Consider the following 16,163-nt stretch of genomic DNA (forward strand, 5'->3'; position numbering starts at 1 on the left):
TTACAAGTAAATGTACATTTTTATAGATAGAAATCAAAATTGTATCTACATTTTCCTTTCCCCAATCTGCTGTCTCCACATCGCATAATACAAACCTTTTTCGGCAATCAGATTTTCGTGAGAACCCATTTCTATGACTTGTCCGCGTTCCAAGACGTAGATTCTGTCGGCGTGCATTATGGTGCTCAATCTGTGGGCGATGAGAACGGTGATTTGTTCTTTTTGTTCAGAAATATCTTTGATGGTCGTTGTGATTTCTTCTTCCGTGATGCTGTCCAAAGCAGAAGTCGCTTCATCAAAAATCAATAGATGTGGTTTTCTCAATAAGGCTCTGGCAATGGCAATTCTTTGTTTTTCGCCACCACTCAATTTCAATCCACCTTCGCCAATCACGGTTTCTATTCCTTTTTCGGCGCGTTCCAATAATCCTGTGCAACTTGATTTTTTCAAAGCCATTTGGATGTCCGCTTCCGTTGCGTCTGGATTCACGAAGAGAAGATTTTCTCGGATGGTTCCTGCGAAAAGTTGCGTGTCCTGGGTCACAAAACCAATTTGATTTCTCAATTCATCAAAATCAAATTCTTTCCCGTTGATTTCGTTATAAAAAATATTCCCTTCCTGAGCTCGGTAAAGTCCAACAAGAAGTTTCACCAACGTACTTTTCCCGGAACCACTTGACCCGACAAACGCAATCGTTTCTCCATTTTTGACATCAAAAGAAATATTGTTCAAAGCTTTATACTGCGCTGACTGATGCTTGAAAGAAACGTGTTTGAATTCCAGTTCTTCAATCGCACCAATTTGTTTCGGGGTCAAAGGTTTTTCTTCGACAGGCTTTTTCATTAGATTATCGAAGTTTTTCAAGGACGCTTCGGCTTCTCGATAAGAAATGATGATGTTTCCAATTTCCTGCATCGGACCGAAAATAAAGAAGCCGTAGAACATCAATGACAAATATTGTCCAGGTGTAACAATATTTCTGAAAATCAAATATAAAAGCGTCAGCGTAATCAGTTGCTGAAGAAAATTGACCATCGTTCCCTGGATGAAACTTAATGAACGGATGCTTTTGACTTTCTTCAGTTCAAGTCCAAGAATTTTATAAGTGTTGTTATTCAGTCGTTTAACTTCCTGTTTCGTTAAGCCTAAACTTTTTACGATTTCGATATTTCTCAAACTTTCCGTTGTACTTCCAGCCAAACTCGTGGTTTCAGTCACAATCGTTTTCTGAATATTTTTAATTCTTTTACTTAATAAATTCGTGATAAAAGCAATGAGAAAGATTCCGACCACATAAACAGGCATTATCGACCAATGCAAACGAATCGCATAAACGGAAACGAAAATAATACTCACCAAAATTCCAAAGAATATATTGATGAAATTGGTAATAAACTTCACCGAATCTTCTCTTACCTTGGTCAAAATCGATAAAGTTTCGCCACTTCTTTGGTCTTCAAATTCCTGATAAGGCAACGCCATCGAATGTTGCAAACCATCTGTAAAAATATTCGCTCCAAATTTCTGCGTAATCACGCTCACGACATAATCCTGAAAAGCTTTGGCAATACGACTTATCATCGCCGTTCCAATCAATAAACCAAGAAAATAAAACGCACCGTGGAAAACATCATTTCCATAAAGAAATTGATTCAGGTTTCTAGGCATTAATTTTTCTTTATCGAAAAAGTTGGGATGTGTGACTAGTTGGTCGAGAATATTTCCTGTGATAGCGGGCGCAAACAAAGAAAAAACCTGATTGATAGTTGCTAAAAAAAGTGAGGTAAAAAGCAACCATTTATGTGGTTTGAGATAATGTAATAGTGTCTTCATAATAATTGGTGCAAAATTACTGATATAATTTCTCTTGACTTAGAAATAATTTTGGATTAATCGAATCTATAAAATCGATGGAACCATATAGACATAGATTAACTATACAAAGAAAATAAGCGCAAAGATTTAATTTGAAATGTGAAAATTTTAGCTTGCAAAGACAGATAAATCTGTATTGATGAAGCTTGTGGTAGAATTCTTTCAAATTTCAAAGTAATCAATTTTTGCCCTTAATCAAATCAATTTATTGGTAATTCATTGCTAACTACAATTATGAAAGTTTTGATAAATCTTTGCGTTTAAATTTCGCATACTGAGAAGCAAATGTTCTGAAAAAATGTGATGTAATCAAGAATTTTATATAAATTGCAGGACAACATTTCACTATGCTTACAAAAGAACAAATCGCACAGCGCATCTCCAGAGAAGTCAAAGACGGCTATTATGTAAACCTAGGAATCGGGATTCCCACATTAGTGGCAAACTACGTCCCAGACAATCTTTCCGTAGAATTCCAAAGTGAAAATGGCGTTCTCGGAATGGGACCTTTTCCGTTCGAAGGCGAGGAAGATGCCGACCTTATCAATGCTGGAAAACAAACCATCACGATTCTGCCAGGTGGTTCTTTTTTTGATTCGGCTTTCAGTTTTGGGATGATTAGAAGTCAAAAAGTGGATTTGACCATCCTTGGCGCAATGGAAGTTTCTGAAAATGGCGATATTGCCAACTGGAAAATTCCGGGCAAAATGGTAAAAGGAATGGGTGGCGCAATGGATTTGGTAGCCTCGGCAGAAAATATCATCGTCGCAATGATGCACGTGAACAAAGCTGGTGAATCTAAGATTTTAAAGAATTGCACGCTTCCCTTGACAGGTGTCAATTGTGTCAAAAAAGTAGTGACAGAATTAGCTGTTTTGGAAGTGACCGACAAAGGTTTCAAACTTCTGGAAAGAGCACCAGGAATTTCTGTGGAAGATATCATCAAAGCAACAGAAGCGGAATTGATTATTGATGGTGAGATTCCGGAGATGCAGTTTTAATAATTAAAAGATTAAAAGATTAAAGAATTAAAATGTCGCCCCGTGATAATAACGAGACGACATTTTAGTTTTGTCTAAATTCTAAAATTACTTCTTAACCGCTCCAAAAACCTTCTGAAGAATAGAAGTTGTTCTCATTACTGAGTTATTTCTAATTCCGGTTTCTTTCTCGGCTACCATTTTGAAAACACCGTTGATGGTTTCAGTAGTGACATATTCGTTTAGGTCTGTAGTAACTGCTTGTCCTGTGAATGTGTTGTATTTTGAAATGATGTTTTTCCAAACCGTATCTGCGCCGACTTTACTTAAAGACGCTTGCACTTTTGGCTGAAAAGCCGTGAAAAGTTGCGTCTGAGTTTTGGTCTGAAGATAATTGGTCGCCGCGTTGTTACTTCCCAAAAGAATATTTTTTGCATCATTGATGGTCATTGATGTAATGGCTTTCGTAAAAATCGGAGTTGCTTCTGTTACGGCGTCTTCTGCCGCTCTGTTGAGCAGTTTAACGCCCTGATCTGCCAAACTTCCCAATCCGAAACTTCGAAGTGTAGTATCAATTTTTCTCAGTTTTTCTGGCATCAATATTTTGACTGCTTCGTTTTTTAGGAAACCATCAGTCACACCCAATTTTTGCACGCCTTCTTTTACGCCAAGATTCAAAGCTTCTTTGAGGCCTGATGAAATTTGGGTAGAAGTTAGGTTGCCAAGATTGATATTTGAATTGGAATTAGTCGTTGTTGTAGGAACTGGAGTTGTAGAAGTTGCTGGAGTTTGTGCTTTCGGTTGAGTAAGATCTACGCCTGTTTTATCTTTAACCACTTTTAAAAGATCACCAAACTGTGCCTGTGCAGAGATTGAAAATAATAAAGCAGAAGCTAAGAAAATCGTTTTTTTCATTATTTATAATTTTATACAAATTTAGATGATTAATTTGAAGCGTTGTTAAATATGCTCTCAAACTAATTTTGCAAATGTTGTTTTTGCAGAATCCCGCAGCCCGACTTGAGTGGAGCTCTTTTTTGCATTGGGAAAAGCCTTGGCAAAAAAAGCGGGAACGGAAGGCGGAAATAGCTGCCCAAATTTTAATTCTGATTTCTCAGTATCACATCGTACAAATCCTGTCTTCTGTCGGTCAATGTTTTCACGGAACCGTTGTAATGAAGCTCTTTTAACAAGTTCAAATCCACATCTACAATGATGGTCATCTCTGTGTTTGCCGTTGCTTCACCCTTGATGGCATTGGACGGAAATGCAAAATCCGAAGGCGTGAAAACCGTCGCCTGACCATATTGAATATCCATATTGTTCACACCAGGCAAATTCCCGACGCAACCTGCAATTGCGACATAACATTCGTTCTCGATGGCTCTTGCGGCGGCACAATGGCGAACGCGCGTGTAAGCGTTCTGAGTATCTGTGAGATAAGGGACGAATAGAATCCTCATTCCTTGGTCTGCCAACAATCTCGGCAATTCTGGAAACTCTACATCGTAGCAAATGATCACACCGATTTTTCCACAATCTGTATCGAAAACTTTGATCTCGTTTCCGCCCGTCATTCCGTAGTATTTCTTTTCGTTTGGCGTGATGTGAATTTTTCTGTATTCATCAATTTTTCCGTCACGGTGAAGCAGATAACTCACGTTGAACAGTTGACCTTCTTCCAAAATCGGCATACTTCCGGAGATGATGTTCACGTTGTAGCTGATGGCCATTTCCGAGATTTTTTCTTTTATTTCTTCTGTGAGTTCAGCCAATTTTTCCATCGATTCTCTTTCGTTGAGATGATTGAAGGGCGCGAGTAGAGGTGTGTTGAAGAACTCCGGAAACAAGCAGAAATCTGATTGATAGCCGGCAACTGCATCTACAAAAAACTCGACTTGTTTGTAGAAATCTTCAATGTCTTTCAGCGGTCGCATTTGCCATTGAACCAAGCCAAGACGTACAACACTGTCCTGCATTGTATTTTTCTTTGCCGTGTAATAGATATTATTCCATTGCAAAAGAACGGCATATTCCTCGGATTCGGAATCGCCTTTCAAATAACCTTTCAAGATTTTGACTGGGGAAAAATTATTCCCGATTTGAAAACTTAAAACAGGATCATAAATCTCCTTATTTCTAACTTTTGTAATATATTCTCTAGGTGATAGTTCTGAGCTATACAAGTGATAATTTGGAATTCTGCCACCAACGATGATGGATTTTAGATTCATTATTTCGCAAAGTTCTTTTCTCGCGTCGTACAATCTTCTTCCAAGTCTCAAAGCTCTGAATTCTGGATCCACGAAAACTTCGATGCCATAAAGTACATTTCCGATATTGCTGTGCGTGTTGAAAGTGCCATTTCCTGTGATTTCGTCGTAGGTATGTTGATCGCCGTAAAGCTCATAATTAACATTGATGGACAATGCCGCCGCTGCTAATTTTCCATCGACAAGGATACAAATCTGTCCTTCTGCAAAAATGGAAGTCAGTTTTTGAATATTCCTTTTGCTCCAGACATTGTCATCTATTACCGGATAAGCTTTTTGCATAGCTTCTGCCAATTCATCATAATCATCGATGTTTAGTTTTCTGATTTCTACCTGCATTATTGATACTTTTCTATTAATATTTGTTTTAATTTCTTCATTCCTTCCGTGGCCGAGGCTTTGAAATAATTCTCATTTCGGGTAAATGAATTTGGATTCTCAAGGTTTGGATCGATGACGAAAACTTCGCAATGACTCGGAATATATCTTAGGACAGAAGCCGCTGGATAAACCTGCATCGATGTTCCGATGACCAAAAACAGATCAGCTTGTGAAGCAATTTCAATCGCTTTGTCCATCTCTGGAACCATCTCGCCAAACCAGACAATGTGCGGGCGGAGTTGCGAACCATCCGGATGCAAATCTCCAATCTTGATGTCATCAACATAATCAACAATTGTGCTGTTTTCTTTGATTGATTTTGCCTTGGTCAGTTCACCGTGGAGATGAATGATTTTGGTCGAACCACCTCGCTCGTGCAAGTCATCCACATTCTGCGTGATGATATGGACATCAAAAAAAGCCTCCAATTCTGCAAGCAATATGTGCGCCGTATTGGGTTCTACTTCGGTCAATTGTCGTCTTCTGGCGTTGTAAAAATCCAAAACCAACTGTGGATTTCTGGCAAAACCTTCGGGCGAAGCGACATCTTCAATCCGGTGATTTTCCCAAAGTCCATTGTAATCGCGGAAGGTTTTGATGCCACTTTCTGCAGAGATGCCTGCGCCAGATAAGATGACTAATTTCTTTTTCATCGTTTTCTACTTTTCTCAAAGTTAAAGATTTTGAAGGAATTGAAGTATTATAGAATATGAATTTAAAATAAAATGTCTTATGTTTTTATTAACTTTCTCATTCTGAAATTTGTCCATTCCCAAAGTCTTCATAGGCTTTTATTGCAGATTTCATCCTGTCTTTTTCGGGGAAAAGATGCTTTTTCCAGATAGTAACCCTAGAACAATGCTAAATCAGCTCAAGACATTCCCAGTAGATCTGTCTTTTTTGCCCATTACATCCAGCAAATAATCATTGGGTTATTTTGGGTGAGAGAGGTCTGCCCACAGATAGCAAGAGGCTGTGGTTTCTTTTCTGTTGTTTTTATCTGGTTCTTCAAAATCCATTTTGCAGAGACCTATGACAAAAAGAAGCTTGTTGGCAGGCAGTGGATCTGTTGTCCAAACTGTTTCTGGGAGATTTATAAGAGGCGAGATCTCCATTGTAAAATCGGCACAAATCTCTACAGAAGGATGGGAGTCCTGCTGTATATCTACAGCCAGTACATAGAATGATAAAGTGATGCTGTCCGACTTTTCTACCGGGCGAAAATCTCTCTTGAAGATCAGCTCTTGCATACCGATACTAAGACGAAGATCTGTATCCAAGCTATAGCTAGGGAAGAAACGGCACAAAGATCGCCACTCTGCCTCTTCATTGAACTCGAAGCCCGTCATCATCTGGGGCAAGCTCCATTGGATACTGGTATTAGGAGTGTTGGGGTCTATATCTCTAACTGCCATCCTGTTAAAATGAGTGCGGTGGCGGTAGGCGTACTTCTTGTCTGTAACTATCGGGAGCAGGCGCAGGAGGTTCTGGCGGTAGAGCTTGTCTAGATTGCTGATTTTTCCAAAACAATTGGCTGACTTTTCTGTGGCAATGGTTTGTTTTATTCGGTTTGGTTTGCTCCGTACCACCGTCGTGTTTCCCAGATTTACAAATACCAAACGGCCAACACTGCCGCTCAACTGTCCTTTTGGATTGATTTTTCCCATCTTATTTGTGTTTTTTAAGAAGGCTATTGCCGTCCTTTGTTCGTATAAAATTAATTAAAAATAAAATATAAAAACAATACAAAACTATATTTTTTATAGTCTATCAATAGCTCAACTATGGACTTACTATAGAGTCTGTTCCTATGAAACCCAAGCTGTGAAAGTATAAATCAACAAGAAAAGAGAGGGCGTTTTTTGTTGATTATTAGAATTGTAAAAATTGTAAAGTATTGTGAATCATAGGTTCTTATTTGTAAAATTATTTGTCCACCCTTTGTCCACCCCTGTTTTTTGGAGTTTGTGATCTTATCTGATTTCTTTGTTTGCTGGATTACTATTTATAAACTCCTGTAAAGATGAAAAAACTCTATTTATTTCTATTGATGACCCTGCTATTGCCTTACCTTTCTTTTGGGAAGTCCCATGCCGTAGAAAAAACGATTCTAAAAAACCTACTGCAGATGTGCCTTTTGTCACCACTTGGGACTTGAGCAAGACTGGGAGCGGGACTACCTCGCTTAGTTTTGGGGTACAGGTTGCGGGTGCTGTGAACTATAGCTGGCGTGCTACGGATAACTCTATGGATGGTAACGGAACAATAAACAATGGTGCCACCGATGCTACAATCACCGGTTTGCCAGCAGGTAAAACGATAGAGCTGAGCATAGAGCCAGCTAACTTGAGAAGATTTTTTACTTACAATAGTTCAACATATACAAATTATGTAGATAGGCAACGTCTGATGGATGTGAAGCAATGGGGTACGGTGGCTTGGAGCAGTATGCAGAATGCTTTCTATGGATGTAGCAATCTCAACATCAAGGCAACGGATGTACCTAACCTGAGTGGGGTAACGGATATGTCTCAGATGTTTGAGGATTGTAGTAATCTCAATGGTCCAGCAAATATCAACAGCTGGAATGTTGGAAATGTGACAAATATGTCTCGAATGTTCGCATTAGCAAATTCTTTTAATCAGAATATCGGAAATTGGAATGTTGGAAATGTGACAAATATGCAAGGTATGTTCTATGGGCCATCATCTTTTAATCAGCCTATCGGAAATTGGAATGTCGGAAATGTGACGAATATGCAAGCTATGTTCAATAGTGCATCATCTTTTAATCAGCCTATTGGAAATTGGGATGTTGGAAATGTGACAAATATGTTGGAAATGTTCACAGGTGCATCATCTTTTAATCAGCCTATCGGAAGTTGGGATGTATCTAAGGTGACTAGTATGGCTAATATGTTTCAGTCTGCATCATCTTTTAATCAGAATATTGATAGTTGGGATGTATCTAAGGTGACTAGTATGGCTAGTATGTTTCAGTCTGCATCATCTTTTAATAAGAATATCGGGAATTGGAATGTTGGAAATGTGACGAGTATGTATAGTATGTTCTATAGTGCATCATCTTTTAATGAGAATATAGGGAATTGGAATGTTGCTAATGTGACGAGTATGTATGCTATGTTCTATGATGCATCAGCTTTTAATCAGCCTATCGGAAGTTGGGATGTTTCTAAGGTGACGACTATGCAGGGTATGTTCGCATTTGCAAATTCTTTTAATCATAATATCGGAAGTTGGGACGTGTCTAAGGTGACGACTATGCAAAGTATGTTCTATAGTGCATCATCTTTTAATCAAAAGTTGGGAGCTTGGACATTGAACAGTGGGGTTAATTTAGGAAGTATGCTTAGTAATTCTGGGCTAGACTGTATCAACTACTCATCTGCACTGATGGGCTGGGCAGCTAATCCTGCAACACCATCGGGTAGAAGTCTGGGAGCAGACGGCAGAATCTATGGGACTAATGCCGTGGCGGCCAGAACTACGCTAGTGACTGGCAAAGGGTGGACGATATCTGGTGATACAGCAGGAACTGAGATTTGTGCACCTCTTGCCGCTACAGATTACTTCATCACCACTTGGGCTGGGAACGGGACTACCTCGTTTAGTTTTGGGGTGCAAGTTGCGGGTGCTGTGAACTACAGTTGGCGTGCGACAGATAACACTACCAATGGTACCGGAATTATAGCCAATGGTACTACTAATGCTATTATTATAGGTTTGCCAGCTGGTAAAACCATAGAGCTGAGCATAGAACCGAAGAACTTTAGAAGAATTTTTAATAATGGAACAGACCACCTACGCCTGACGGATGTCAAGCAATGGGGAACAGTGGCTTGGAGCAGTATGCAGAGTGCTTTCTATGGCTGTAGCAATCTCAACATCACAGCTACCGATGTCCCTAACCTGATTGGGGTAACGAATATGTATCAGATGTTTGCGAATTGTATTAGTCTCAATGGTCCAGCAAACATCAACAGCTGGAATGTTGGAAATGTGACAAATATGGAAAATATGTTTCTCTATGTACAATCTTTTAATCAGAATATCGGGAATTGGGATGTTTCTAAGGTGACAAATATGTCTCAAATGTTCGCATTAGCAAATTCTTTTAATCAGCCTATCGGAAGTTGGGATGTTTCTAAGGTGACGAATATGGTAGGTATGTTCAGTGGTACATCAGCTTTTAATCAGCATATCGGGAATTGGAATGTTGCTAATGTGACGAGTATGTCTGCGATGTTCGAGGCTGCTATAGCTTTTAATCAGCCTATTGGAAGTTGGGATGTTTCTAAGGTGACAAATATGTCTTATATGTTCAATGTTGCATCAGCTTTTAATCAGCCTATCGGAAGTTGGGATGTGTCTAAGGTGACGAATATGGGTTATATGTTTCTGTCAGCATCGGCTTTTAATCATAATATCGGGAATTGGGATGTCTCTAAGGTGATGAATATGAATGGAATGTTCTCTGGTGCATTGTCTTTTAATCAAAACTTGGGAGCTTGGACATTAAACAGTGGGGTTAGTTTAGGGAATATGCTTGGTAATTCTGGGTTAGACTGTAACAACTACTCATCTACACTGATGGGTTGGGCGGCTAACCCTGCTACACCAAACAATAGAAGTTTGTACGCATTTGGCTTCACGTATGGGACTAATGCAGTGGCGGCCAGAACTATGCTTACCACAGCAACAGGCTCTGGTGGAAAGGGCTGGACTATATCTGGTGATACGGCTGGGGTTACTGCTTGTGGTACAGTTCCCGTAACGCCCGATGCCAATAACATCCTCTACGTGAACACTGCAGTAGTAGGCGGAGACGGCTCTGGAAACAGTTGGGCAAACGCCATCAAAGAACTGGCGGATGCACTGAAGTGGGCTAATACCAACAAGGCTAATTTTGCTACCACACTATTACAGATATGGGTAGCCAAAGGTACTTATAAACCAATGTACCGCCCAGATACTTTTGCTGGGCCTAATATCACCGATAGAAACAACAGCTTCCTGATGGTGAGCAATGTAAAACTTTACGGTGGCTTTGCAGGTACAGAAGCAACCTTGGCAGAGCGTAATCTTGGTAATACGGCTAACGCAACTATCCTAAGTGGTGACTATAATAATGATGATGTGGTGACGGGTACTGGTGCTACATTGGCGATTACTGGTAATGCGGAGAATGCTATGCACGTGGTTGGTAGTTTTGGGGGTGTAGGGGTTGCAGAATTAAATGGGTTTGTCATCAAAGCAGGGAATGCAAATATTTATGAAGCTCCTAATTTTAAAGTAAATGGTTATGATTCTTATCTTCCTATTGGGGGAGGTATTTTGATGAATACTTCTAATCCGACTATTCAAAACTGTATATTTAAAGAGAATAGTGCTATTAATGTAGGGGGAGCAATGGCACTTTATCCATCATCTTCAAAAGTTATCAATTCTCTTTTTGTTAATAATTTAATTACTGGTTCATCTTGGGGTGGGGGAGCAATTATTAATAGTGGAAATACTTCCCAACCTATTTTTATGAGTTGTACAATAACTGGTAACAATTCACCTAACGCAGGAGCTATTTATAATTGGGACTCTCCTCAGCCTAAGATTTACAACACAATTATCTACGGTAACTCTTCTGGGATTAATAATACTACGGGTAATGACATTCAAAACTCATTAATACAAGGCCTTAGTATTACAACTAATGGCAATATAAATGGTTCAACCAATCCTTTGTTCGCCAATGCTTCTGCAGGAGATTACAGATTACAATCTACGAGCCTAGTGATAGATAAAGGAAGCAATACGCTCTACAATGCTAATGGTGGTACCCTAAGCACAGACAAGGACTTGGCGGGCAACTCTCGTTTGAACAGTACAACTATAGATATGGGGGCATACGAATATACGGTAGTTACAGTACCAGAGCCTACAGCTGCGGCAATACAAATCTATACAGGCAATGGAACTATCGCTAACCTAACGGCTACAGGAGATAATTTAAAATGGTATGCGGCACTTACGGGCGGAACGGCTTTAGCCTCTACAACCGCTTTGACAGATAATACCAAATACTACGTGAGCCAAGCAGTAAACAATGTAGAAAGCGCTAGAACAGAGGTTCTTGCCAAACGCATCAGTGATGATGCTCAGTCCTTTTGTGGTGCTACTACTGTTGCTAATTTGGTGACCACACCATTGCCTGGTAATACCGTTAGCTGGTATAGTGTATCCTCTGGCGGAACAGCTTTGGCAAACAATACGGCATTGGCGACTGGGGACTACTATGTGGAGATGCGGAGTTCTGGTTCACCAATACCAATTGCTAGTGGATTAAATAATCCATACGGTGTTGCAGTTGCCAATGACAGCAAGATTTGGGTAGCAAATAGGGGAGGTAATACTATTCAGCAGTTGGACGCCAACGGGAATGTACTTGCTACCAAGTCAGGATTTAGTAATCCGATTGGTATTAATATTCAAAAGGATGGGCGATTACTGGTAGGCGATTGGGGAACTAGCCGAATATTGCGCACAAATGTCAATGGTGATAATCCTGTTGCTCTTGGGGCTGGATTTGATCACGCTTTCCGTGCTGTGGAGCAAGCTAATGGTAAATTACTAGTGGCAGACGCTTGGAATCATACGATCAAAAGAATGAATGCTGATGGTAGTAACACGACAGTATTGGCTTCAGGATTTAATTATCCAGCTTCTGTGGCAGAAGATAGAGATGCTAATATCTGGGTTGCAGATTATAGGAATAATGCCATCAAAAAAATGAATAGTGATGGTAGTGGGATTAGTAGTATAGGAACTGGAATTAGTAACCCTTTTGATCTTAAAATTGATCTACTAGGCAGAATTGTCTTTACTCAAATTGATGGAAAACTGCGTAGAATGAACCCCGATGGTAGTAACATAGAGACTCTATATAGTTTTGTGAGTGGAGAGAATAATTTGGCCTTAGAATCCAATGGGAGTATTTTGGTTACTGAGGCTGGTACAGGAAGGTTGTATCGTCTCAGTCCTTCCTACACCACCAACCGAGTAAAAGTGCGCGTCACGGTCAATCATTTTGGAGCTATCTCCTATGTGGATAAAAATGTAATAGGCGGAAACAAAAGTGGCTCGTCCTGGGCAAATGCCGCACCAGAGCTAGCAGATGTGATGAGATGCGCCAGAACACAGTATGATGCGAACAATACCATTTATGATGCAACACCACTAAAAGTCTTTGTAGCCTTAGGAACGTACAAACCATTGTATAACGCTGCAGATGGGCAGTATAAAACGGATGGCCGTAGAGACAATGCTTTTGTATTGGTAAAGAATGTACAGTTATATGGTGGTTTTGATCCAGCTAATGGGATTAGTACGTTAAACGATAATAGAATCTTTGGAAGCAACGGAAGTATATTGAGCGCCGATATAGGAACAGCGAACGTTGCTACAGATAATACTTACCATGTATTATTGAGTTCAGGTAATGTTGGTAATGCGGAATTAAATGGCTTTGTAGTAAAGGATGGTTATGCAGATTCTTCTAATTCTGGTGTTTTAGGTGCAAATAACCAGTCCGGAGCTGCCATGTATATTAGTAATTCATCTCCAACTATTAATAACTGTAGCTTTACTAATAACAGTGCTATGTGGGGTGGAGGTATCGTAATTAATGGTTTTTCTTTACCAGTTATTAAAAATTGTAATTTTACCAATAACAGAGCATGGTCTTACGGAGGAGCAATTTCCTTGTACGGAAATACTTCAGCATCAATAGTTAATTGTTTTATCCATGAAAATATTGGAGATAATTATGGAGGTGGCTTATATAGCAATTCTTTATCTTCTTCAAAACTGATTAATACGACCATTGCTAATAATGGAGTAAATGCCTTTTATACTAGTTCAAGTACGTCGGTTATACAAAATAGTATTATCTGGGATTCAATATTTGGGGCTAACATCGCTACCTATTCTCTGATAAAAGATCTATATCCTGCCGGTATTGGTAATATTGATGCTAGGGGTTTATTTGAGAATGATGTATTTACTAATTATTTAATTCAAGATTATACCCTAAAGCCTACAAGTCCGGCGATAGACAAAGCAAATAATGTTTTATACTCTGCTAGTGGAGAAAATCTGAATTTAGACAAAGACCTATCAGGCAACAACCGACTTTCTGAGTGCACTATCGATATGGGCGCTTACGAATATCAAAACTCTGATACTTACATCAATTGGGACGGCACTTCTTGGAGCAATACAACAGGACCTACACAAAGCTTGGGCGCTTGTATTAATAACAATTACAATATTGCCAACAACTTCACTTCAAAGAATCTGAAAGTCCTCAATGGAGTCCTTAATATCCAACCAAACAGCACGGTAAAGGTTTATGGTAACATCACGCAATCGGTAGACAATAATATTGTTTTGGAGAGTGATGCCAACTTGATTCAGACTAATGATAATGCAGTAAATAGCAATCATAAAATCAATGTTAAAAGATCTGCCAGTATGCGGAAGATGGATTACACCTATTGGGGAACGCCAGTCAGCAATCAAAAATTATTGAATGATGTTGCGATAAATGATGGTTTCTCAGTCGGAACGCCAAACAATAGGATTTACAGGTACAATGAACCTAATGATTATTTCGCTGCAACCACAGATTCACATTTTGTTCCAGGCAAAGGCTATGCAATCCGTGGAAAAGATGGTTTTGATGAAAACATTCTATCAGCAACTAGTTATCTCTTCAATGGGAATGCGAATAATGGAGTTTATCCTGCAACGGTTCAGAAATCTAAAAATACAATTCTCAATAATATAGAGTACGAGCACGGCTACAACCTGATTGGAAACCCATATCCTTCGAATATTGACTTTGATAAATTCTTCAATCTCAATACCAACAGCAGTAAGATCTTCGGAAAAGTATGGTTTTGGACCAATGTCGCTCCAAGACTCAATCAGTCTGGTTCTGGCTATAGTGGAAATAACTATGCAACTCTGACATTAACCGGAGGAACACCACCAACCACGACGCAGCCAAACAGTGGACTTACGCCAACGCAGTTTATCAAAGTAGGACAAGGTTTCATAGTTCAAGTAAGAGATCTTGCAACCACTACATCACCGACTGTCACACACCAATTGGATTTTAACAACAGCATTAGAACTTCTGAAACGGGCGTTTTCTACAATGCTAAAAATAGTTCGTCAGACAAAGACCGTTTCTGGTTGCAACTCATTTCACCGGAGCAGTTTACAAATACGATTCTCGTTGGTTATATCAATGGTTCGGTGGATGCTTACGATGGCGATTATGATGCTGAGGTAATGACGATTGGCGATGATGCCATCTACAGCAAATTGGATGATTATAAACTTCAAATCCAGGGAAGGAAATATCCTTTGAATCAGGATGATAAAGTTCCATTGGGGATGAAATATGCACAAACTGGAATCTACCAAATCTCATTAGGCGACAAAAACGGAATTTTCGATGTGCAACAGACCATCTATTTGCGAGACAAACTTCTGAACAAAGTCATCAACATTTCTGAGAATGATTACAGTTTCCAAGCAGTTAAAGGCGTAGAGGATCACCGTTTCGAGATTGTTTACAAACCGGATAATTATTTGGATGCCAATTCCACCGCAAGTCAACAGCTTACAGTTTACAAAGACAAAACTGAGTTTGTAGTCACCAGCAGTCAGACTGTCAAAAAGATTCAGATTTTTGATATGAGTGGAAGATTTCTGGATGAGGTTTTGGGGAATTCCAAAGCATTGAGAATCTCTCACCAATCTCTTGTGAATGGTGGTTATGTGTTGAAAATCTACCACGGAAACGATATTGTAACCAAAAAAGTCATCAAGTAACAATCAGATTATGAGAAAACTTTGTACCATTTTTCTGTGTATTTTTTCCATATTGATTTTAGGTCAGAACTGGAATCTGGAAACAAATCCGTTTAACAATCCGTACAGAAATCCTTATGAAAATTCTAGCGCGAAAAAGGAACAGGAAATCAAACGGGATATAGATAACGTCAACAAAATCATCAGAAACTCAACTGTCATCTACGAACATTTCAAAGACGAAAGGGTAAAGAATCCGGAAGAAACGCAGAACAATGCCAATGCGTCTTTTCCTGGAGCGCCCGGAGAGCCAGTTCCGATTGACGATTATTTGATTTTGTTAATGATTGCTGGATTTGCCTTGGTCATCATTTATACAAAAAATAGAGAAACGGCATAACTCCTCGACAAAAACAACTACTACTTTCATTTCTTTTATTTTTTCCAAAAGCCTGTCAATGTGATGGGCTTTTTGCTTGATAAATTATTGAACTAATTAGAATACTTTGTTTTAATGATTTGATTATTAATAAGTTAATTCAATATGATATTTATCATACCAAATTAGTAGGAAATAAATTTGGTTGAAATTATCTTTTCAAATTACTTTTGCCCTGTGATTACAAGTTGCTGTCATACTTATTAAGAAAGACCGAGGGATCTGACCCAGTGAAGTCTTAACAACCTGCCGAGAGGAAAGGTGTTGCATTCAGCCTTTGAAAAAAGGAAAGATAAGTGGAAAAAGTTTTTATTAGTT

The 16,163-nt window shown here is 39.2% G+C and carries 8 protein-coding genes and 1 riboswitch; of the genes, 3 read left to right on the forward strand and 5 right to left on the reverse strand.

All coding sequences use genetic code 11. The annotated features are described in order from the left end of the window. Positions 1-45: 45 nt before the first annotated feature. Complete coding sequence (locus B0I22_RS04155; RefSeq protein WP_133943392.1) at positions 46-1,833, reverse strand: ABC transporter ATP-binding protein; 1,788 nt, start codon at positions 1,831-1,833, stop codon at positions 46-48. A gap of 389 nt (positions 1,834-2,222) precedes the next feature. Between B0I22_RS04155 and B0I22_RS04160 the strand changes: the two genes are divergently transcribed. After that, positions 2,223-2,876: a CoA transferase subunit B gene (locus B0I22_RS04160; protein ID WP_133943393.1), complete on the forward strand. Its 654-nt coding sequence runs from the start codon at positions 2,223-2,225 to the stop codon at positions 2,874-2,876. Positions 2,877-2,963: 87 nt separating this feature from the next. Here the strand turns inward: B0I22_RS04160 and B0I22_RS04165 are convergent, their stop codons facing one another. The 4 genes from B0I22_RS04165 to B0I22_RS04180 all read right to left on the reverse strand — a co-directional run bounded on the left by B0I22_RS04165 (position 2,964) and on the right by B0I22_RS04180 (position 7,176). Then, positions 2,964-3,770 carry a DUF4197 domain-containing protein gene (locus B0I22_RS04165; RefSeq protein ID WP_133943394.1) on the reverse strand — a complete coding sequence of 269 codons (807 nt, stop codon included), beginning with the start codon at positions 3,768-3,770 and terminating at the stop codon, positions 2,964-2,966. 185 nt (positions 3,771-3,955) lie between these two features. Continuing rightward, entirely contained in the window at positions 3,956-5,467 is a 1,512-nt protein-coding gene (locus B0I22_RS04170) for a carbon-nitrogen hydrolase family protein (protein ID WP_133943395.1), read from the reverse strand. Further along, on the reverse strand, positions 5,467-6,162 hold the full coding sequence (locus B0I22_RS04175) for an SIR2 family NAD-dependent protein deacylase (protein ID WP_133943396.1): 696 nt from the start codon (positions 6,160-6,162) through the stop codon (positions 5,467-5,469). The genes B0I22_RS04170 and B0I22_RS04175 overlap by 1 nt, the downstream gene beginning before the upstream one ends. A gap of 279 nt (positions 6,163-6,441) precedes the next feature. Next, a complete protein-coding gene (locus B0I22_RS04180) occupies positions 6,442-7,176 on the reverse strand; it encodes a hypothetical protein (protein ID WP_133943397.1) in 735 nt (244 codons plus the stop codon). Between the two features lie 319 nt (positions 7,177-7,495). Here B0I22_RS04180 and B0I22_RS04185 point away from each other — a divergent pair, with 319 nt between their 5' ends. Then, complete coding sequence (locus B0I22_RS04185) at positions 7,496-15,427, forward strand: BspA family leucine-rich repeat surface protein (protein ID WP_133943398.1); 7,932 nt, start codon at positions 7,496-7,498, stop codon at positions 15,425-15,427. A 10-nt stretch (positions 15,428-15,437) separates the two neighbouring features. Further along, complete coding sequence (locus tag B0I22_RS04190) at positions 15,438-15,806, forward strand: hypothetical protein (protein WP_133943399.1); 369 nt, start codon at positions 15,438-15,440, stop codon at positions 15,804-15,806. A gap of 236 nt (positions 15,807-16,042) precedes the next feature. Beyond that, positions 16,043-16,144: riboswitch (SAM riboswitch) on the forward strand. The last annotated feature ends 19 nt before the right edge of the window (positions 16,145-16,163 follow it).

The sequence above is a fragment of the Epilithonimonas xixisoli genome (assembly GCF_004365655.1).
In the GTDB taxonomy this organism is placed as follows: Bacteria; Bacteroidota; Bacteroidia; order Flavobacteriales; family Weeksellaceae; genus Epilithonimonas; species Epilithonimonas xixisoli.

What these genes read in the sequence shown, in the direction of transcription:
- B0I22_RS04190 (WP_133943399.1), top strand. Translation starts at nt 15,438, where the DNA reads ATGAGAAAACTTTGTACCATTTTTCTGTGTATTTTTTCCATATTGATT.
- B0I22_RS04155 (WP_133943392.1), bottom strand. Translation starts at nt 1,833, where the DNA reads ATGAAGACACTATTACATTATCTCAAACCACATAAATGGTTGCTTTTT.
- B0I22_RS04165 (WP_133943394.1), bottom strand. Translation starts at nt 3,770, where the DNA reads ATGAAAAAAACGATTTTCTTAGCTTCTGCTTTATTATTTTCAATCTCT.
- B0I22_RS04170 (WP_133943395.1), bottom strand. Translation starts at nt 5,467, where the DNA reads ATGCAGGTAGAAATCAGAAAACTAAACATCGATGATTATGATGAATTG.
- B0I22_RS04175 (WP_133943396.1), bottom strand. Translation starts at nt 6,162, where the DNA reads ATGAAAAAGAAATTAGTCATCTTATCTGGCGCAGGCATCTCTGCAGAA.
- B0I22_RS04160 (WP_133943393.1), top strand. Translation starts at nt 2,223, where the DNA reads ATGCTTACAAAAGAACAAATCGCACAGCGCATCTCCAGAGAAGTCAAA.
- B0I22_RS04180 (WP_133943397.1), bottom strand. Translation starts at nt 7,176, where the DNA reads ATGGGAAAAATCAATCCAAAAGGACAGTTGAGCGGCAGTGTTGGCCGT.